Below are 19,983 nucleotides of genomic sequence, written 5' to 3' on the forward strand. Positions count from 1 at the left end.
GTTCGCCGTGCCGCTGCGTTGCTAACTCACGCGAGCTTCTGCAACTCGTCGTCCTGGCTCACCGAGGCGACGATCACTTTGATGCCCGCGGCTTTGAACACTTCCAACTCTTCCTGTTTCGCGCCGTCGTCAGTGATGATGGTGGAGATCCGCTCCAGCCCCGTGACGATCATCGCCGACTTCTGCCGCAGCTTGCTGCTGTCGGCCATTACGATCACATCCTCGGTGCGCTTCAGCAGCTTGGTCTGCGCCTGCACGACCAACGGGTCGGCTTCCATGATGCCGAAGCGGTTCAGGCCGTAGCAGCCGGTGAACAGCTTGTTGCCCCAGAAGTTCTCGATGGTGTCGTTGTCGAACGGGCTGAGCACGATGTTCTGCTCACGGAAGATGGTGCCGCCCGGCAGCGTGATCCGATTGCGGCTGGTGGCGAGCAGCTTGGCTGCGATCGGAAACGAATTCGTCAGGATGTCCAGATCGTGATCGGCGAGAAATTCCACCAGCGCGAACGTGGTGGTGCCGCCATTGATAATGATGCTCTCGCCGGCGGTGATGAGTTCCGCGGCCGCGCGAGCGATGGCGCGCTTCTGCGGAACACTGATGTCCTGACTCAACGAGAACGGCATGCCCACCAAGTGCGGCTGATGCCGCGGACGCACCGCTTCGGCGCCACCGCGAATACGTTTTACCTCGCCGCGCTCGGCGAGCGTGTTGATGTCGCGGCGAATGGTCGCCTCGGATGCGCCGAGCAAATCCAGCAGGTCGCCGACGCTCACAATGGAGCGCTCTTCGACGAGCTTCAGAATCAGGCTATGGCGCTCACGTTCCAACATGGAACCTCCTAAAAAGCAGCTTCGATCACGGCTCCAACACCGCTGATCGATTATGCTCGCATCTGATTGTATATGATCGATTCGTGTGGTAAACAGTCATTTCATAGCGCGCGGAGCGATTTTTTATGCCCGAACGCGATCAAACTGCCCGTGGGGGAGATTAGATGAGTGTGGTTCAGCCGGTGCAAGCCGAGTCGTCTTCGTTGCTGGTCGAAAACCGCTGGAACGATGCGCTCGCGGCCGGGATGACGCCGGCACAGCTGCTGCTGTACCGCTCCAATCTGCTCGGCTCGGACAAGCGCATCACCAACTTCGGCGGTGGCAATACCTCGGCCAAGGTCATCGAAAAGGATCCGCTCACCGGCCAGGACGTGAAGGTGCTGTGGGTGAAGGGCTCGGGCGGCGACCTGGGCACCATGAAGCTCGACGGCTTCGCCACCTTATATATGGACAAGTTCCTGTCGCTCGAGCCGTTCTACAAGGGCAAGGACAGCGACAGCGGGCTGGTGCCGCTGTATTCCCACTGCACGTTCAATCTGAATCCGCGGGCCGCGAGTATCGATACTCCGTTGCACGGCCTGGTGGATCGTGCGCACGTCGATCACATGCACCCGGATGCCTTGATCGCGATTGCCGCGTCCGCCGACAGCAAGGCGCTGACCAAAGAAATCTATGGCGATGAGATCGGCTGGTTGCCGTGGATCCGGCCCGGTTACGAGCTCGGTCTCGCGCTGCGTAAGTTCACTCGTGAGAATCCCAAAGCGCGCGGTGTGGTGCTCGAAGCGCACGGGGTGTTCACGTGGGCGGACACGGCGAAGGAGTGCTACGAGAACACGCTCGATGTGATCAATCGTGCGACGACGTGGCTGACCGAGAAGAGCCGCGGCAAGCTGCCGTTCGGCGCGCTCAAGTCTCAGCCTCTGCCGGTGGAAAAGCGTCGCGAAGTCGCGGCCGCCATCATGCCGCGCATTCGCGGCTTGATTTCAGGCACGACGCGCAAGGTCGGTCACTTCGATGACAGCGCGGCGGTGCTGGAATTCGTGGGCAGCGAGAAGCTGCAGGCGCTCGCCGATCTCGGCACGTCGTGCCCCGATCATTTCCTGCGCACCAAGATCTGGCCGCTGGTGCTGCCGTTCGACGCGGCGAACGAGTCGATCGAACAATTCGCCCGTCGCGTGCAGCCGGCGATCGAACAGTATCGCGAGCGTTACGCTGCTTATTACGAGCGTTGCAAGCGGCCCGGCTCGCCGAAGATGCGCGATCCGAACGCGGTCGTTTATCTGGTGCCGGGCGTCGGCATGATCACATTCGCTGCCGACAAAGCGACCGCGCGCATTGCCGGCGAGTTCTATATCAATGCGATCAACGTCATGCGTGGCGCCGCTGCCGTGTCGACGTATCGCGGCTTGCCCGAGCAGGAAGCGTTCGACATCGAATATTGGGACCTGGAAGAAGCCAAGCTGCAACGCATGCCGAAGCCGAAACCTTTGGCGGGCCGCATCGCGCTCATCACGGGCGGTGCGGGTGGCATCGGTCTCGCAACCGCGCGCCGCTTGATGGATGAAGGTGCATGCGTCGTTCTATGTGACATCGACCACGACGCGCTCGCCGAGGCTGAGGCGGGCTTGAAGAAGCAGTACGGCAACGACGTCGTTGCCAGCACCTGGATGGACGTGACGCGCGAGGATGCGGTCATCGCCAGCTTCCGCGACAGCTCATGGAAGTTCGGCGGCGTCGATATCTGCGTTTCCAATGCAGGCATCGCGTCGGCGTCGCCGGTCGATCAGACCAGCCTCGCGACCTGGCAGAAGAACATGGACATTCTGTCCACCGGCTACTTCCTGGTCTCGCGTCAGGCGTTCCAGTTGTTGAAGACGCAGAACATTGGTGGCTCCATCGTGTTCATCGGCTCCAAGAACGCGCTGGCCGCGTCGCCGGGCGCTGCTGCTTATTGCACGGCCAAGGCTGCCGAGCTGCACCTGGCCCGATGCCTGGCGCTGGAAGGCGCGCCGGCCGGCATTCGCGTGAATGTCGTGAACCCGGATGCCGTGTTGCGCGGTTCGCGGATTTGGCAGGGTGAGTGGGCCCAGCAGCGCGCCGAGCAGTACAAGACCAGCACCGACGAGCTCGAATCGATCTATCGCGAGCGCAGCCTGCTGAAGCGCAGCGTGTTTCCGGAAGACGTGGCCGAGGCGGTCGCTTTCTTCGCGTCCGAGCGCGCGTCGAAGTCGACCGGGAATATCATCAACGTCGACGCCGGTAACGCCGCCGCATTCACGCGATAATTGACGATGTCTGAGAGCAGGAGCTCGGCGCGCCCGCGCGCTGGATCTCCTGCGAGCTGAAGGGGAACATCATGGCTGGCACTTACCTCGACCCGCGCGATCGTTCATTTATTGCCGACGGCAATGCGAAGCTGACCAAGGATCTCGACGCCGACTACTCAGCGCTCGGCGCGATCCTGGGCCGTCGCGGTATCGATATCGATGCGGTCACGGCCACTGTGGCGAGCTTCGGAGTGGCGATCCCGTCCTGGGGCGTCGGCACCGGCGGCACCCGCTTCGCGCGCTTCCCCGGCATCGGCGAGCCTCGCAATGTGTTCGAGAAGCTCGAGGACTGCGCGGTCATTCATAGCCTGACTGGCGCCACTCCCACGGTTTCGCTGCACCTGCCTTGGGATCACACCGACGACATGCCGGCGCTGCGCCAGCGGGCAACCGCACTCGGGCTCGGCTTCGATGCGGTGAACTCGAACACCTTCCAGGATCGCCCTGGCCAGAAGCTTTCCTATAAGTTCGGCAGCCTCACGCACACCGACGCCGCTGTGCGCGCCCAGGCCGTCGAGCACAACGTCGATTGCATTCGCATCGGCCAGTTGCTCGGCTCGAAGGCGCTGACCGTCTGGATCGGCGACGGCGCAAACTTCCCCGGTCAGCAGCACCTGGGCCGTGCGTTCGAGCGTTATCTCGAATCGACTCGCCAGATCTACGCGGCGCTGCCGGCGGACTGGCGCATGCTCATCGAGCACAAGATGTATGAGCCGGCGTTCTACGCGACCGTGATTCAGGATTGGGGCAGCTCGCTGCTCGCGGCGCAGACGCTTGGCCCGAAAGCGTTCTGCCTGGTCGACCTCGGTCACCACGCGCCGAATGTGAACATCGAGATGATCGTCTCGCGCCTGGTGCACGCCCGCCGGCTCGGCGGCTTCCACTTCAACGATTCGAAGTACGGCGACGACGATCTGGACACCGGCTCGATCGATCCGTACCGCTTGTTCCTGGTGTTCAACGAGCTGGTCGATGCGCAGTGGCGCCAGGCGCCGGACTTCCAGCCGGCGCACATGCTGGATCAGTCCCACAACGTCACCGATCCCATCGAAAGCCTGATGACCAGCGCCATCGAGTTGCAGCGGGCTTACGCGCAGGCGCTGCTGGTCGATCGGCAGGTGCTTGCCGACTATCAACAGCAGAACGATGCGTTGATGGCGTCGCAGACGTTGAAGCGTGCGTTCACCACCGACGTGCAGCCGATCCTGGCTCGCGCCAGGCTGCAGAAAGGCGCAGCGATCGACCCGGTGGCTGCTTATCGCCGCAGTAACTATCGGCTGGAGTGCGCCAACAAACGTCCGGCGAGCCAGAGTTTCGGCGGCGGCATTGTCTGATTGTCTGAGGACTCATTCTAACCAGCGGCACATCTCACCTCGGTAGCGCGCATTGAGCGCGCTACCAGCCGCCGTTGAACCTCCGCCGTGGCGCCTGATTGAGTTGGTCTCTCGACCATCAGCCCCGTCATGGTCAGGGTAGTCGATGCGTCCGGCGGCGGATTTATCGTCTTACCTCCCAGCACCCTGAATCTGGGCTATATACTCCCGCGGCCGAAGCAGTGTGGATCCCAACGCTTGCGAACCGTCGTCGTCACCCGTTACGTCACGCCTCTACGCGAAGGTGGCTCCGTTCCGGCCATCGTCGAAGCTGACGATGAAGGCATGTACGTCATCAAGTGGCGTGGCGCCGGGCAGGGGCCGAAGGCGCTGATCGCCGAGCTGGTCGCCGGCGAGATCGGCCGCGCCGCCGGCCTGCCGGTGCCGGAGATCGTGTTGATCGAGCTCGATCCCGATCTGGCGCGCACCGAGCCCGATGTCGAGATTCAGGATCTGATCCGCGCCAGCGCCGGTCTCAACGTCGCGCTCGACTATCTGCCCGGCGCGATCACCTTCGATCCCGTGGTGTTTCAGCCGGAGGCGCTGCTCGCGTCGCAGATCGTCTGGTTCGATGCGTTCGTGACCAACGTCGATCGCACGGCGCGCAACACCAACATGCTGATCTGGCACCGGCAGCTGCGTCTCATCGATCACGGCGCCGCTTTGTACTTTCACCACTCGTGGGCGCAATATCTGGAACGAAGCAAAGATGCGTTTCCCATGATTCGCGATCACGTGCTGCTGCCGTTTGCCAGTGCGCTGGACGAAGCACACGAGCTCATGCTCGCGCGCATTACCCCTGATGTTATTCGGCACATCGTTACCCTGATTCCAGATGCACTGTTGCGTGGTGATGCAACTTTCTCCAGCGCGGCCGAGTATCGAACTGCGTACGCGGAATATCTGTTGCGACGGCTGGAGTCGCCACATCTGTTTTTCACGGAGGTGACGCGTGCGCGCTCCGTGCTCGTATGACTACGCCATCATTCGCGTCGTCCCTCGGGTCGAACGCGAAGAGTTCTTGAATGTCGGCGTGATCGTCTCCTGCCCGGCGCTGGATTACCTGGCTGCGCGCATCGAGCTGGACGAGGAGCGCTTGCTGAGATTCGCGCCCGGTGTCGATATCGAGCTGGTGCGTGAGAATCTCGCGAGCATTCCGGCCATCTGCGCCGGGTCGGGTCCCATCGGGCGGCTGACGCTGCGGGAGCGCTTCCATTGGCTGGTGGCGCCCCGGAGCACGATGATTCAAACGTCCTCGGTGCACACGGGCCGCAGTGACGACCCGTCCCGGCTGCTGGAGCAGTTGCTCCAGAAAATGGTGCGTACGGGCGCGCGCTGACGACTGTACTGATTGGTCATAAGCGGCCCTTTGGGCCTAAAATCGCTTCGAAACTGACTGTTTCCTGCGGCTTTGCCGCCGGATGTGTACACTCGCGCGCCTTTCCGCTGTTCGCGCGCCCGAAGTCCGAGGTTTCCTTGCCCGCTCCTTCCGATCAGACCCCGGGCGAAAGCCCCTCATTTAGTGACCTCGCTCTAGGCGACGCCGTCCTCAGGGCGTTGCAGGACGTGGGCTACGAGTCGCCTTCGCCGATCCAGGCCGCCACCATTCCCCATCTGCTGGCGGGCAGCGATGTGGTCGGCCAGGCGCAGACCGGCACTGGCAAGACCGCCGCCTTCGCGTTGCCCATCCTGACCAAGATCGATATTCGCGAGGCCGTGCCTCAGGCGCTGGTACTCGTGCCGACCCGCGAGCTGGCGATCCAGGTCGCCGAGGCGTTCCAGAAGTACGCCACCTACATGAAGGGATTTCACGTACTTCCTGTGTACGGTGGACAGAGCTACACGCCGCAGCTTCAGAGCCTTCGCCGTGGCGTGCACGTCGTCGTCGCGACGCCGGGTCGGGCGATGGATCACATCAAGCGCGGCACGCTCGATCTGTCGTCGCTGAAGCACCTCGTGCTCGACGAGGCGGATGAGATGCTGCGCATGGGGTTCATCGACGACGTCGAATGGATTCTCGAGCAGATCCCCGCCGAGCGGCAGATCGCCTTGTTCTCGGCGACCATGCCGGCGCAGGTCCGCCGGATCGCCCAACAGCACTTGCGCGAGCCTGCCGAGGTCACGATCAAGAGCAAGACGACCACGGCGAGTCAGATCCGGCAGCGCTTCTGGATCGTCAGCGGCATGCACAAGCTCGATGCGTTGACGCGCATCCTCGAAGCCGAGTCGTTCGACGCGATGATCGTGTTTACACGGACGAAGATCGCGACGGAAGAGCTGGCTGCGAAGTTGTCGGCGCGTGGCTTTGCGGTCGAGGCGCTGAATGGCGACATCGCTCAGCAGCAGCGTGAAAGGACGATTGCGCGACTGAAGTCGTCGCAGATCGATATCGTCGTTGCGACCGACGTGGCTGCGCGTGGCTTGGACGTTGAGCGCGTCAGTCACGTCGTCAACTACGATGTTCCTTATGACCCGGAGTCGTACGTGCACCGGATCGGTCGTACCGGGCGAGCGGGGCGTAGTGGCGAGGCGATTCTGTTCATCGCGCCTCGCGAAAGAAACATGCTGCGAATCATCGAGCGCGCCACCCGGCAGACCATTCAGCAGATGCAGCTGCCGACGGTCGAAGATGTGAATGAGCGGCGCGTTGCGAAGTTCAACGAGAAGTTGACGGCAGCGATCGCTGCGAATGCCGGTCAGCCGTTTCTGCCGCTGATCGAGAATTACGAGCGCGACAACAATGTGTCCGCAATGGATATCGCGGCGGCGCTGGCCAGCATCGCCCAGGGTGCGACGCCGCTGCTGCTCGAGCCGCAGGTGCGCTCGACTCGCGAGGCATGGTCGCCTGAAGGATCGGACTCCGGCGATCGTGCCGCCCGCCGCGAACGAGCCCCTCGCCCGGATCGTGCCGCTCGCAACGAGAAGTACGCGAAGCGTGAGCGCGACCTGGAAGCGCGGGCGCGAGAGCAAGCAGGGAGCGCTTCGGAGCCGGAGCGAGGTGCGCGTCCGAGCCGGAACGAAGATGACGATTCGGTCGCGCGACAGGGAAGCACCACGCGCTCAGCCTGGAGCGAGGATGAAAGCTCAGGCGCAAGCCAAGAGCGTGGAGCTTCAGCAGATTGGACTCGCGACGACAGAGCCGCGGCGCGAGAGCGCTCGCCGCGCTCGGAGCGGCGCGAGCGCCCAGGTCGGGAGTCGGGATGGCCCAAGTCGACCGAACGGTTCGAGCAGGCTGCGGAGTTTGAGAGTTCGCTGCCTGAGGGCGAGGCGCAGGGCGAGCAAGGGCCCAAGCCGCTGAATCGCCGTGAGCGCCGGGCGCTCGAGCGTGCGGAGCGCGAAAGGCTTGCGGCTGCGGGCGAGGGTGCAGCTGCCCACGACGAAAGCGCTGGCGGCCCGAGCCGCGTCGAGGAAGGCGCGTTCAACGAGTACGGCGAAGAGCTCGCTGTTCCCAGCCCAGCACCGCGTCACACCCGCGCCGAACAAGGTTCGCGCGACAGCCGTGCCTCGAGCGAAGGGGAGCAGCCGCGCAGGCGTGCCGAGTCGCCGACTTTTGACGAAGGCGAGCGACCGCGCAGACGCTCTGAGGCTCGTGACTTTGGCGGGGACGACCGCCCGCGCGGGCGCAGCCAAAGCCGAGGCGGCGACGAGGACGTCGAGACCTATCGCATCGAAGTCGGGCACGACCATGGGGTCAAACCAGGGAATATCGTAGGCGCGATCGCCAATGAAGTCGGTCTCGAAGGGCGGCTCATCGGCCGCGTGGTGATCCGCGACGATCACAGCTTCGTCGATCTGCCCACCGGCATGCCCAAGGATGTGTTCCTTCAGCTGCAGAAGGTCCGCGTCGCCGGGCAGCCGCTCCAGATCAGCCGTGCCCTGAAAAGCCACGTGGAAAAGCTCCGACGTGACCGTCCCTCCGCGCCGAAATTTCGCACACAGAACGATTCCAAACGCGCGCCGTCCAAAGCTCGCAGCCCGCGCACCAGCAAGCCACGCCGCTGATCCCAGCGGCGTCACCATCCTCCGCAAGTTGCGAAAAAGCCTGTAAATAAAGGCTTCAAACGCATCCGACCGACCAGCCGGTGAAGTGTGATCCAGCTCACACTTCGCTGCTCGCGCGCGCTAAGAAACATCGGCAATGTTTGTTTCGAGCGCGGCGTAACGTCTGAAGACAGCGACGTTGCCGCTATTCGCCGACAGGATTGAGGATTCGCCGGGGGTGGTTATGCTCCATCCCGCGTCGAGTCATTGGGTGCCTCTCCGATGGGTAAGGAGCCGCGAAAGCGTGACACTGGCATCCACTGATGAATTAGAAGGGTTCGCAAGGAAAGCGAACGCCGCAGCGGGTCGAGGAAGCTGAACCTTCTCGTCTGACTGAAATTCGGTGACAGCCGTGCTGGCTGCGTGCTCATGCGCGCGGTCATCGGCAGTCACAACCTCGAAAGGAGCAATCGAGGCTCGCTACCGTCAAGGGCAAACCCGTCGAAAGTCGGGGACGCAAAGCAACCGGTCTAAAGGGCTCACGCCCGATGACAGCGGGGCTGCCAAATTAGCGAGAGCAACACGTGCCGGTATGGCGCGGATGTTCTATGTGTACGCGAGTACACCGGCTGATTTGTCTGGTCGCTCACACGACCGCGTCGCCCTTGGAAATTCACGTCGAGCGCGCAAGCGCCCGGCAGAAGTAACAAGGGTTATCAGATGCAGAAGGCGAATGTCGGTAAGTGGGTGCAGCGTGGCGGTTTGTTTGCGCTGGTGACGACGGGCCTCGTGACCGCGGGTTGCGGCGGCGGCGGTGGTGGTGGCGGTGGTGGCGGCAGCGCGTCGACGGGCTCCACGAGCGCCACGGGCTCCACTGGCGCCAGCGGCAATGCCGCTCCCACGATTTCTGGTACGCCCGCTACTCAGGCCGCTGTCGGCAGCAACTACTCGGTGACTCCGCAGGCCAAGGACGATGACGGCGATACGCTCGCTTTCTCGATCCAGAACAAGCCGACCTGGGCGCAGTTCAACACTGCTACGGGCGCGCTGACCGGCACGCCGAGCGCCGCAGCCACCTTCGACAACATCGTGATCACCGTGAGCGACGGCAAAACCAGCGCCTCGCTGCCGGCCTTCGCGATCACCGTGGCGGCTGCGGGCTCCAGCTCCGGTTCTGGCTCGGGCACCGGCACTGGCACCGGCTCCAGCTCCAGCGAAGCGCCGACGCCGGTCGCTTCCGGCCCGAACGTCGCGTTGACCTGGAACGTGCCGACGCAAACCGTCGACGGCCAGACTTTGCAGAACCTCGCGGGTTATCGCATCCACTACGGCACGAATCAGAACGCGATGGTGAACTCCATCGAAGTGCCGAGCGCGGGCGCGAACGCCTACACGGTTCAGAACCTGAAGGCGGGCACCACCTACTACTTCGCGGTGCGTGCGGTTACGGCTGATGGCGACGAGAGCGAGATCTCGAACGTCGTCTCTCGCGTGATCGGCTAAGCATCGTCCGCTGCTGAGTTACGGGCTGGCGTCGTAATCGACGCCAGCCCGTTTTTATTTCTAGCGTGCTAATTCGCCGTGGCGCCCGCCACATAACGGTCGACTTCACGACCGAGCAAATCCAGCGGCACGCTGCCCGTGCGCAGCACGACGTTGTGGAATTGCTGCGGCGAGAACTTGTCGCCGAGCGCCGTACGGGCGCGATCCCGCAGTTCGAGGATCTGGAGCTGGCCGATCATGTACGCGCACGCCTGCCCGGGATTCACGACGTAACGCTCCACTTCGCTGGCTTCCAGGCCGTAATCGATGGCCTGCTGCCGCGTCCATTTCTTGGCGTGCAAGCCGGTGTCCACGACCAGCCGGCGAGCGCGGAACAGCTGCGCATCCAGCATGCCGAGCAGACCTTCGGGATCGCCGTCGTACCAGCCATTGTCGGCCACCAGCTTCTCCGCATAGAGCGCCCAACCTTCGGACAGAGCGGAGATGCCGCCGAGCACGCGCGCCTGCCGGAACTTCGGCAGCTCCGTGTTCTCCTGCTCGAGCGCGATCTGGAAGTGATGGCCCGGCACCGTCTCGTGATACACCAGCGTGCGCAGACCGAACTTGGTCATGCGTTGCGGGCGCAGCGGCATCTGGAAGATCGCCGAGCGCGAACCATCGAGCGGCGCGCGATTGTAATTGGCGGCCGCGCTTGCTTCACGGAAGCGAGGAAATGGCTGCGCGACGACCGGTGACTTCGGCTGCAAATCGAACAGCGCCGGACTGCGCTTGAGCGCGTCGGCCATGATGCCGTCGATGTCTTTCATGATGGCGGCGCGGCTCGAGTCCGACGTCGGATCCGGATAAGACAGGTCTTCGCGCAGCTTCGCGGCGCGCGCGGCAATCGTGCCTTCGGTGCGGCCGAGCTTGCGGAAGATCTTATCCATCTCGCCTTCGATGCGCGCCACCTGTTGCAAGCCGATCTGATGGATCTCTTCGGCCGTCAGCTTGGTGGTCGTGAAGCGGCCGAGTGCGTGTGCGTAGGCCTGCTCGCCGCCTTCGAAGCGCCACAAGCCAGCGTCGTTGGTCGTTCGCGGTAAAACGCCTTCGAGCATCGCGATGGCCCGGCGCCAGGACGGATACACCTGCTCGGTCACGATCTTCGTGGCCTGCTGTTGCAGCTCCGTGCGTTGCGCAGAGCTGAGCCCCTCGATGTTCTGAATGCGTTGCGCGAACGCAGTTACCAGCGGATTCTGTGCCGGCGCCACATCGCTGAAGGCGCGCATCGACGTGAGCGTCGACTGCACGATGAATCGCGGCGGCAGCATCTTCCTGGAGACCAGAGAGCGGGCTTCGGCGACCGACTCATCCATGCGCGGGCCGATCTGCTTCATGCGCGTCACATAGTTGGACGCATCCGCCGGCTTCACCAAGGGATGGCGCAGCGTGAGCGCTTCGACCAGTCCGACATTGGCGCCGTTGAACTGCTCGAGCGGAAAATCGAAGTCGAGGAAGGCTTCGCGGGCAGCGACCTGCTCGAGCTGCCACTGCATCAGGTCGGCGGACACGCGCTGTGACTCGTTCATCTTGTTGCGATCGAATTTCGCCAGATCCGCCAGACCTTTCTTGGCGCGTTTGATCCGATCGAGCGCGTACGCGCGGGTCCGCGGCGTGAGCTGCTGTTCGAGCCGATTCTGTTCCTCGCCCGAGAAGTAACGCGAGCTGGTGGCGAGATCGGGATCGGCGCGCACCCATTCGTCGGTGAAGCGGTCGAAGAACGCGTCAACGGTGGAGCGGCTGGCCTGATTGGCCTGCGCCAGCGCCAGGCACGGCAGCAGCAATGTGTATGCAACGACGAGCAGCAGTTTGGGTCTGTGCATTTTTTTCCCCCTTCAGGTTAGGTCATTGCCGACGCTGACTTCCGCAACGGGTGACCCTAAAAATCGGCGGTCACGATGCCATAATGAGCAGGCCTTGTCACAGCGGCAGACCGAGCCTCGTCTAGCTAAGTCTCGCTGCGCCTTCACGAATCATGAGTGCCAGTCCAACAGCCACTGCCAATGCTTTCGCCGCCGAGCGTACGCGTCTGCTCGGCATCGCCTATCGCATGCTCGGTTCGCGGGCCGATGCGGAAGATGTGCTGCAGGACGCGTGGCTGCGCTGGAATGAATCCGGGAGTGCGGATGTGCGCTCGACTCAAGCCTGGCTGACCACCATCGTCACGCGGTTGTCGATCGACCGGTTGCGCTCCGCGAAAGCGCGCCGCGAGGTATACATCGGACCGTGGTTGCCCGAACCGCTGGCCGATATCGATCCCGTCACGCCCGAATCGAAAGCTGAACTGGCGAGCGAGCTGTCGCTGGCGTTCCTGAGCCTGCTCGAACGGCTCGGCCCGGATGAGCGCGCAGCCTTCGTATTGCATGATGCGTTCGATTGCGACTACGACGATATCGCTGAAATGCTCAACAAGAGTGCGGCCGCATGCCGTCAACTCGTGCACCGGGCGCGCGAGCGAGTGATGGCCGAGCGTCAGCGGTTTCGAGTCGACGAGCGGACGCGCCAGCGCATGCTCGAACGGTTCATCGAGGTGGCCAACGTCGGCGACTTGCCGGCGCTGAAAGCGCTGTTCGCCAGCGACGCTCATCTGGTTTCCGACGGCGGCGGCAAGGCGGTGGCTGCGCGTCGCATTCTGCACGGCGCCGAGCGCATCGCTTTGTTGTTCCAGATGATCTTCCGTCGCAACGCCCGGGGCATCGAAAGGCGCCTGGTGCGCATCAATGGCGAGCTGGGGCTCGCCACGTCGTTCAGGGGCAAGCTGCACTCGGTCACCACCATCGATACCGACGGTGAGCGCATCTACGCGCACTACACGGTCGCCAATCCCGACAAGCTCGGCGAGTTCCTGCCGGTCGGCTGACATTTTCGGCTCCGGCCTGTCACAGGTCGGCGAGCTCGCTCGTCAATGGGCTGTAACACCCATTTATGGAGCACAGAGCACGATGAGTCAGAATCGACCGTTCAATTTCATGAAGCATCCCGACATCTTCAAGGCGCTGCTGGGCCTGGCCAACGGCTTCGAGAATTCCACGCTGGAACACCCGTTGCTCGAACTGGTGAAGATCCGGGCGTCGCAGATCAACGGCTGCGGCTTTTGCCTGGATATGCACACCAAGGACGCGCGCCTGGAGGGCGAGACCGAGCAGCGTCTGTATCTGGTGAGCGTGTGGCGGGAAGCGCCGGGGTTATACACGGAACGCGAACAAGCGGCGCTGGCCTGGACCGAGGCAGTGACCAAGCTGGAAAACCAGCAGGTGCCGGACGCGGTTTATGACAAGGCCCGGGCGCAGTTCAGCGATGAAGAGTTGGCGCGGCTGACGCTGGCAGTGGTCGCCATCAACGGCTGGAATCGCTTCAACATCGCATTCAACGTTCCGGCGGGCAGTTACAAGGCCGGCAGCCTCAAGGCGATGCGTGCCCAAGCCTCCTGAGCGGCGCGTCCCGCTCACCCCAAAAGTGACGTCCGACAGTCATGTGGCGACTAAACTCGCCGCATGGCTGTCGTTTCCCCCGCCTCGCCCGTTACTAAAATCCGTCTGATCGGGGTGATTTCGCCCACCGGCATGCTGCTTTGGCTGTGGGCCGCGTTTTGCCTGATCATGATCCTGGTCGCAGTCCAGGACGAGTTGCACAACCCGTACATCGCCTGGTGGGAACCGCTGCTTTGGGAAGGGTCGTCGTGCGTCGTCGCCACGATGTGGTTGCTGTTGCAGCGGCATTACAAGCTGCGCTATGCGCCCTATCTGGACCAGCCGCTGCAATGGTTCGGACGGCATCTGGTCTGGTTGCCGGTGCTGATCGTGACATTCATCGGCTTCGCGTACGGCGTGCGTCACGCGGTGTATGCACTGCTCGGCGGGGCCTACAGACATGAGCCGTGGCTATTCGTCATCGGTTACGAGTCGCTGAAGCTGGTGCTGTTCTCGGGGTTGTGGCTCGGGATCATTTTCGGCTTCGATTCCTTCGAGCAGTGGCAGGCGCAACGCCGTCATCTGCTCGAGCTGCAGAAATCGTTGGCCGAGGCGCAGCTGTCCCAGCTCAAGGCGCAGTTGCGGCCGCACTTTTTTTTCAACGCGCTGAACACCATCTCCGCGCTCATGCACGTCGATGTGGAGCGTGCCGACCGGATGCTCGCCCGGCTCGGCGATCTGCTTCGTATCAGTTTGCAGATCAACGATAAGGAGATGACGAGCCTGCGCGAGGAGATGCGCACGCTGGAGCTGTTTGCGCAGATCATGCAGGAGCGGTTCGCGGATCGGGTTGGTCTGAGTTGGGAGGTCGATCCGAATCTGCTCGAGGCGCAGGTGCCGATGCTGCTGTTGCAACCGCTGCTGGAGAATGCGTTCAAGCACGGGGTGGAGCGCAGTGTCGGGCCGGTGAGTATTCGGGTTGCCGTCCGCCGCCAGAGCGATCGCATCGTGCTGGAGATCCGTAACACCGGCTCGGCGTTGCCGACCGAACAACGCGAAGGCGTCGGGCTGCGCAATTGCCGGGAGCGGCTGAAAGTCATTTATGGCAGCGAGGCGACGTTACAGCTGGCGAACGACGCCGATTCCGTAGTTGCGGTAGTCACATTGCCGGAGCGACCGGGGTGATTCGCATCCTCATCGCAGACGATGAGTCACCCGCGCGGGACAAGCTCCAGCGCTGGCTCGGTGAGCTAAGTGACATCGAAGTCGTCGCGGGCGCGGAGGACGGGCTGCAGGCTGCGGCTGCGATCGAGCGGCTGCGGCCGGCTGTAGTGTTTCTGGACATCCAGATGCCCCGCCTCAACGGACTCGAAGTGGCGGCGCAGCTGGAGCAGGAGACGGCGCCGCTCATCGTATTTGTCACCGCGTACGATGAGCACGCCGTGAAGGCGTTCGATCTGAACGCCGTCGATTATCTGCTCAAGCCGTACGACAAGGAGCGATTGCTCAAGGCTGTCGGTCGAGTGCGTGATCGCTTGGGCGATCGGCAGTCACGTTCTACCGCGGTGGCTACGGCACGCTCCCAGACCGGATCGAGCGAGCGATTGCTGGTGCCCGAGGGTGAGCGGTTGCAGCTGATCGACAGCGGTTCCATCGACTGGCTGGAAGCCGATGACAACTACGTTCACGTTCACACCGCGAGCCGAAAATATCTGTTGCGTCGGACGCTGCAGGATCTGCTGGCGCAGTTGGGCGAGCAGCGCTTCGCGCGCATTCACAAATCGGCGGCCGTAAATATCTCCGCGATTGCTTCGCTCACGCCCTTGTTCAAAGGCGACTACGAGGTAGCGCTCCGCGGCGGCATGGTGCTGCGATTGAGCCGTCGCTACAAGGACGCGCTGTTCGCCCGCATGGGCCGCTGAAATCCCGCTTGCCACTCGGCTGTCGCCGGTGGCCACTCAGTTGCTGTGGCCGCTGTTGCCGCTCGCCAGACTCTCACCATCGCCACAGCGTTGGAGAGACCCATGGAACACGCCGCCATCCAAGCACCCCATTCCTTGCCCGGGCCGGTTAGCGCTCTCGGCGAGCGTTACGACTTCCTCGACTGGCTGCGGGTCATCGCCATCTTCGTGCTGCTGTTCTTTCACACCGGCATGATCTTCGTCGGCTGGGGCTGGCATGTGATGAACGAGCAGCGCATCGAGTGGCTGGAGATGCCGATGGATATCTCGCATCGCCTGCGCATGCCGCTGTTGTTCGTGATCGCCGGCGCCGGCATGTGGTTTGCGCTCCAGCGCCGCAGCGCCGCTCAGCTGTTCAAAGAGCGAACCGTGCGGCTGCTGCTGCCGCTGGTCATCGGCATGTTTCTGATCGTGCCGCCGCAGATCTTCTACGAGCGCTCGTTCCAAGGGCAATGGCACGGCGGCTTCCTGCAATTCTTCTGGGAGCGAACGCTGCAGCTCAGCCCGTATCCGGCAGGCGACTTCAGCTGGCATCACCTGTGGTTCATCGCCTATCTCTACATCTACGTCCCGCTGCTGTTGCCGCTGATGATCTGGTGGCGAAAGCGCGCTGACCGGCTGCAAACGGGCGCATGGATCTACGCAATGGCCTTACCGCTCGTCCTCAACGAAGCCGTGCTCAAGCCGTTGTTTCCCGAAGCTCACACCCTGATCGACGACTGGTACACCTTCAATCACTATTTGATGTTGACGGCGTACGGCTATCTGCTCGCGTCGACGCCCGGAAGCTGGCAGTGGTTCGCCGTGCGTCGGCACCGGTTCGCCGTCGGCGGTGTGAGTGTGTACGTCATTGCCACATTACTGTTCGAGCAAGGCGTCATTTATCGCGACACGCCAGTCGATGCGTTCGTCGGCAACGTGTTCACCTGGCTGTGCCTGATGGCCTTGCTGGGCTACGGCTATCGCCATCTGTCATTCTGCAATCCACTGCTGCGTTGGGCGCGCGATGCGAGTTATCCGATTTATATCCTGCATCAGACCATCATCGTCGCAATCGGGTACTACGTGGTCCAGGCGTCGTGGAGCCCGTGGACGAAGTATTGGGTGGTGCTGATCGCGACGCTGGTGAGCTGCTGCCTGCTGTATGAGCTGGTTGTGCGACGCTTCGGTTTCACTCGGTTTGTTTTTGGAATGAAACGCCGCCGCCCCGCAGATTCACAGCCAGTATTGGCTTCGGAACGAGGCTCGGCCGTGGTTTGATTTGGGGCCGGCGCGGATGCATAGTCGCGGCCAGCTAACAAGGAACTGGCCGTGACCCAACTTGCCCGCGTCGTTGCTATTGCTGCCTTGCCTTTATTGATCGCGACCAGCCCCACGCCAGCTGCCGGCCGCACCATGGCCGACGTGCTGGCGGCATCCAAGCCGTCCGACTGGCGGCCGCTCGATCCCAACAACACTTTGTACATGGACCTGGCGGGCGGCCGAGTGGTCATCGAGCTGCAGCCTGACTTCGCGCCCAAGCATGCCGCCAATCTGCGGGCATTGGCTCGCGCCAGGTATTTCGATGGACTGGCGATCACGCGTTCGCAAGACAACTACGTGGTGCAATGGGGCGAGGCGGATGGCAAGAAACCCATGGGCGAAGCGAAGCAGGCCTTGGCGCCGGAGTTCACGCGGCCGGCGGCGGGGCTGAACTTCACCGTGTTGCCGGATCCCGATACCTATGCCGCCCAAACCGGTTTCGTCAACGGCTTTCCCGCCGCCCGCGAGTCCGCAACTGGTTCGGCTTGGATGGTTCATTGCTACGGGGTCGTGGGCGCAGGTCGCGATAACGACGTAAACAGCGGCAGCGGCGCCGAGTTGTATGTGATCACGGGGAACGCGCCTCGACAGCTCGACCGAAACATCACGGTGGTCGGTCGCGTGTTGCAGGGCATGGAGCTGCTTTCGACCATGCCGCGCGGTAAAGGCGCGATGGGCTTCTACCAGAAGCCAGAAGAGCGGACGCCGATTACTGAAATCAGGCTCGCTGCCGACGTGCCCGAGGCGGAGCGCACCCGGCTGCAGGTGCTAAGGACGGATACGCAAACGTTCGCGGATCTGGTGGAGTCGCGCCGTAACCGGCAGGATGAGTGGTACAAAGTCCCGGCCGGTCGCATCGATGTTTGCAACGTGCCGCTGCCGGTGAGACAGGAGCAACGATAGATGGCCGACGACTTCGACTCTCAACCGCGGCGCCACGGGTTGCGGCGTCTGGTGATCTGGACCCTGGTGCTGGCGATCGTGCTGGGCGGGGCGTGGACCTGGTTCTCCCTGAACTGGTCGTATTCGGAAGGCGAGCGCGCCGGCATTTTGCAAAAGTTCTCGCGCAAAGGCTGGATCTGCAAGACCTACGAAGGCGAACTGGCGCTGTATATCGTCAGTGGCGTCGCGCCGCAGATCTGGTATTTCAGCACTCGCGATCCGGAGCTGGCGGCGGAACTCACCAAGAACGTCGGCCGGGACATGCGGGTGCAATACTCCGAGCACCGCGGCGTGCCGACCAATTGTTTTGCCGAGACGCCGCACTTCGCGACCGGCTTTACGGTGATCCAACGTTAGGGGAGCTGTCATGAGCACCGTCTATGATTTCTCGGCCAACAGCCTCGACGGCAAGCCGGTACAGCTGCGCGATTTCGCGGGCAAGGTGCTGCTGGTGGTGAACACCGCCAGTAAGTGCGGCTTCACACCGCAGTACGAAGGGCTCGAGGCGCTTTACAAGCAGTATCGCGATCAGGGCCTGGCGGTGTTGGGCTTTCCCTGCAATCAGTTCGGCGCACAGGAGCCGGGCAGCGCCGATGAGATCGGCAGCTTCTGCCAAAAGAACTATGGCGTGAGCTTCCCCATGTTCGAGAAAATCGACGTGAATGGCGATGCGGCTCACCCGCTGTATCGCTGGCTGAAGAGCAACGCCAAGGGTTTGCTCGGCAGCGAAGCCATCAAGTGGAATTTCACCAAGTTCCTGATCGACCGCAACGGGCAGGTGGTCGACCGCTTCGCGCCCACCACCAAACCCGAGGACCTGAAGTCCAAAGTCGAGGAATTGCTGTAGATGAGCTCGATACGGGGAGTCGCGCCAGGCTGGTTGGCGGCGCTGGCCGTGCTTGCGTGGCCGGTCGCGTCGCAGGCTGAAGAAAAGCCGCTGTGGGAAGCGGGCCTGGGCATTGGAGCGATGGCGTTTCCGGACTATCGCGGCTCGGATGAGGTCAACACTTATCCGGTGCCGCTGCCGTACTTCGTGTATCGCGGCAAGTTCCTGAAGGCCGATCGCGAAGGTCTGCGCGGCGAGCTGTTCGACAAGCGTTATCTGGAGCTGAGCTTCAGCATGAACGCGACCATTCCCGTGAGCAGCGACGATAACGACGCACGGCAAGGTATGCCGAATCTGCGGCCGACGCTGGAGTTCGGTCCGTCGCTGGACGTGCACCTGTGGCGCTCGTCCGATACCAACGTGAAGCTCGATCTGGTGATGCCGCTGCGTGTGCCCATCACCCTGGAAAGCTCGCCCAGGACGCTGGGTTGGAATTTTTCGCCGCGCCTGAATCTCGACATCGAAAATGTCGGCGGCTACGAGGGCTGGAACTTCGGCGTGGGCGCCGGGCCGCTGTTCGGCGCGGACAAATATCACGAGTATTTCTACTCAGTCGCGCCGCGTTTCGCGACGGCTGAGCGCCGTTCCTACGATGCTCGCGGCGGCTATTCAGGCACGCACTTCCTCACGGCCATCTCCAAGCGCTTCCCGGGCTATTGGGTGGGCGCATACATGCGCTACGACAATCTGCACAATGCGGCGTTCGAAGACAGCCCGCTGGTCCGGCAGCAAAACTATCTTACCGGCGGCATCGGCATCGCATGGATGATCGGCAGATCCAAGCGCATGGTCGAAGTCGAGATCGACGAGGTCGCCGAGTGAGGTGCGCTCACCCTCCGCAGGCAGAGGGTGAGCGACAATCGAGATTTCTTAGTGAGGACGTTGCGCCGTTTGCGAGTGCTGGCCGCCCGGGCGTGAAATGCCACACAGCGCTTCGCCCGCGTCATCCTGTGTGCTGCCTTCACGGGCCAGATCGCCCAAGGACAGGATGCCGACCAGGCGCTTGTCGCGATTCATCACGGGCAAGCGACGCAGGCGCTGGTCGCTCATGTTGCGCGTGACTTCCTCGATATCCTGATCTTCGTAGCAGTACTTGATCTCGTTGCTCATCACTTTACGAATCTGAGTGTCCGCGCCCCAGCCTTCGGCAATTGCACGAACGGCGATATCTCGATCGGTGATCATGCCCACCAGTCGGTCGTTCTCTTGCACCGGCAGCGCACCGATGTCGAGCTCGGCCATCATGTGAGCGGCTTCGCGGATGGTCTGATCGGGCCGGACCATGCAAACGTCTTGAGTCATGGCTTCGCGAATTTTCATAGCGTCTCCTCGCGGCGGGTTATTTAAAACCAACTCGTCAGTACCGCTGCGGTTCCGCGCCCGGAAGCGCATGCACTACACTGCGAGGACCGCATTTCACTGCAGTTCGCGC

General features: G+C 62.7%; 17 protein-coding genes, 2 pseudogenes and 1 riboswitch. Of the genes and pseudogenes, 16 read left to right on the plus strand and 3 right to left on the minus strand.

All coding sequences use genetic code 11. The features are described 5' to 3' along the window. Positions 1-26 precede the first annotated feature (26 nt). Positions 27-830, minus strand: a complete 804-nt coding sequence (locus tag EK373_RS05785; RefSeq protein WP_129641770.1) for a DeoR/GlpR family DNA-binding transcription regulator — start codon at positions 828-830, stop codon at positions 27-29. A 164-nt stretch (positions 831-994) separates the two neighbouring features. On the opposite strand from EK373_RS05785, the gene EK373_RS05790 reads away from it, so the two are divergent. The 7 genes and pseudogenes from EK373_RS05790 to EK373_RS05820 all read left to right on the plus strand — a co-directional run bounded on the left by EK373_RS05790 (position 995) and on the right by EK373_RS05820 (position 10,014). Then, the gene (locus EK373_RS05790; protein ID WP_129641771.1) at positions 995-3,115 is read left to right on the plus strand and encodes a bifunctional rhamnulose-1-phosphate aldolase/short-chain dehydrogenase; all 2,121 of its coding nucleotides are present in this window, start codon (positions 995-997) and stop codon (positions 3,113-3,115) included. Positions 3,116-3,186: 71 nt separating this feature from the next. After that, on the plus strand, positions 3,187-4,491 hold the full coding sequence (gene rhaI, locus EK373_RS05795; protein WP_129641772.1) for an L-rhamnose catabolism isomerase: 1,305 nt from the start codon (positions 3,187-3,189) through the stop codon (positions 4,489-4,491). A gap of 237 nt (positions 4,492-4,728) precedes the next feature. Continuing rightward, positions 4,729-5,505: a HipA family kinase gene (locus EK373_RS05800; protein ID WP_129641773.1), complete on the plus strand. Its 777-nt coding sequence runs from the start codon at positions 4,729-4,731 to the stop codon at positions 5,503-5,505. Then, a complete protein-coding gene (locus EK373_RS05805) occupies positions 5,483-5,869 on the plus strand; it encodes a DUF3037 domain-containing protein (protein WP_129641774.1) in 387 nt (128 codons plus the stop codon). Before EK373_RS05800 ends, EK373_RS05805 begins: the two co-directional genes overlap by 23 nt. Before the next feature lie 137 nt (positions 5,870-6,006). Then, positions 6,007-7,551: pseudogene (locus tag EK373_RS34200) on the plus strand (DEAD/DEAH box helicase); the annotation flags it as partial. 648 nt (positions 7,552-8,199) lie between these two features. After that, positions 8,200-8,532: pseudogene (locus EK373_RS34205) on the plus strand (DbpA RNA binding domain-containing protein); the annotation flags it as partial. A gap of 460 nt (positions 8,533-8,992) precedes the next feature. Further along, a riboswitch (cyclic di-GMP riboswitch) is annotated at positions 8,993-9,079 on the plus strand. Between the two features lie 152 nt (positions 9,080-9,231). Continuing rightward, positions 9,232-10,014, plus strand: a complete 783-nt coding sequence (locus EK373_RS05820) for a fibronectin type III domain-containing protein (RefSeq protein WP_129641775.1) — start codon at positions 9,232-9,234, stop codon at positions 10,012-10,014. A gap of 68 nt (positions 10,015-10,082) precedes the next feature. Here the strand turns inward: EK373_RS05820 and EK373_RS05825 are convergent, their stop codons facing one another. Next, positions 10,083-11,873 (minus strand): DUF885 domain-containing protein, encoded by a 1,791-nt coding sequence (locus EK373_RS05825; protein ID WP_129641776.1) that lies wholly within the window; start codon positions 11,871-11,873, stop codon positions 10,083-10,085. 152 nt (positions 11,874-12,025) lie between these two features. Between EK373_RS05825 and EK373_RS05830 the strand changes: the two genes are divergently transcribed. The 9 genes from EK373_RS05830 (at position 12,026) to EK373_RS05870 (ending at position 19,373) form a co-directional block, all read left to right on the plus strand. After that, a complete protein-coding gene (locus EK373_RS05830) occupies positions 12,026-12,910 on the plus strand; it encodes an RNA polymerase sigma-70 factor (RefSeq protein WP_129641777.1) in 885 nt (294 codons plus the stop codon). Positions 12,911-12,992: 82 nt separating this feature from the next. Then, positions 12,993-13,481: a carboxymuconolactone decarboxylase family protein gene (locus tag EK373_RS05835; protein WP_129641778.1), complete on the plus strand. Its 489-nt coding sequence runs from the start codon at positions 12,993-12,995 to the stop codon at positions 13,479-13,481. Positions 13,482-13,544: 63 nt separating this feature from the next. After that, positions 13,545-14,645, plus strand: coding sequence for a sensor histidine kinase (locus EK373_RS05840; RefSeq protein ID WP_129641779.1), 1,101 nt, complete (start codon positions 13,545-13,547; stop codon positions 14,643-14,645). Next, positions 14,642-15,382, plus strand: coding sequence for a LytR/AlgR family response regulator transcription factor (locus EK373_RS05845; RefSeq protein ID WP_198683095.1), 741 nt, complete (start codon positions 14,642-14,644; stop codon positions 15,380-15,382). The genes EK373_RS05840 and EK373_RS05845 overlap by 4 nt, the downstream gene beginning before the upstream one ends. A 102-nt stretch (positions 15,383-15,484) precedes the next feature. Then, positions 15,485-16,681 (plus strand): acyltransferase family protein, encoded by a 1,197-nt coding sequence (locus EK373_RS05850; RefSeq protein WP_129641781.1) that lies wholly within the window; start codon positions 15,485-15,487, stop codon positions 16,679-16,681. A 51-nt stretch (positions 16,682-16,732) separates the two neighbouring features. After that, positions 16,733-17,626 (plus strand): peptidylprolyl isomerase, encoded by an 894-nt coding sequence (locus EK373_RS05855; protein WP_232831026.1) that lies wholly within the window; start codon positions 16,733-16,735, stop codon positions 17,624-17,626. Next, positions 17,627-18,022 carry a hypothetical protein gene (locus EK373_RS05860; protein WP_129641782.1) on the plus strand — a complete coding sequence of 132 codons (396 nt, stop codon included), beginning with the start codon at positions 17,627-17,629 and terminating at the stop codon, positions 18,020-18,022. A gap of 10 nt (positions 18,023-18,032) precedes the next feature. Beyond that, positions 18,033-18,512, plus strand: a complete 480-nt coding sequence (locus EK373_RS05865; RefSeq protein ID WP_129641783.1) for a glutathione peroxidase — start codon at positions 18,033-18,035, stop codon at positions 18,510-18,512. Further along, a complete protein-coding gene (locus EK373_RS05870) occupies positions 18,513-19,373 on the plus strand; it encodes a MipA/OmpV family protein (RefSeq protein ID WP_129641784.1) in 861 nt (286 codons plus the stop codon). 48 nt (positions 19,374-19,421) lie between these two features. Here EK373_RS05870 and EK373_RS05875 read toward each other — a convergent pair whose 3' ends face one another. Further along, positions 19,422-19,871, minus strand: coding sequence for a CBS domain-containing protein (locus EK373_RS05875; RefSeq protein WP_129641785.1), 450 nt, complete (start codon positions 19,869-19,871; stop codon positions 19,422-19,424). Positions 19,872-19,983: the final 112 nt, after the last annotated feature.

It is taken from the genome of Peristeroidobacter agariperforans, from assembly GCF_004138335.1.
GTDB lineage: Bacteria > Pseudomonadota > Gammaproteobacteria > Steroidobacterales > Steroidobacteraceae > Steroidobacter > Steroidobacter agariperforans.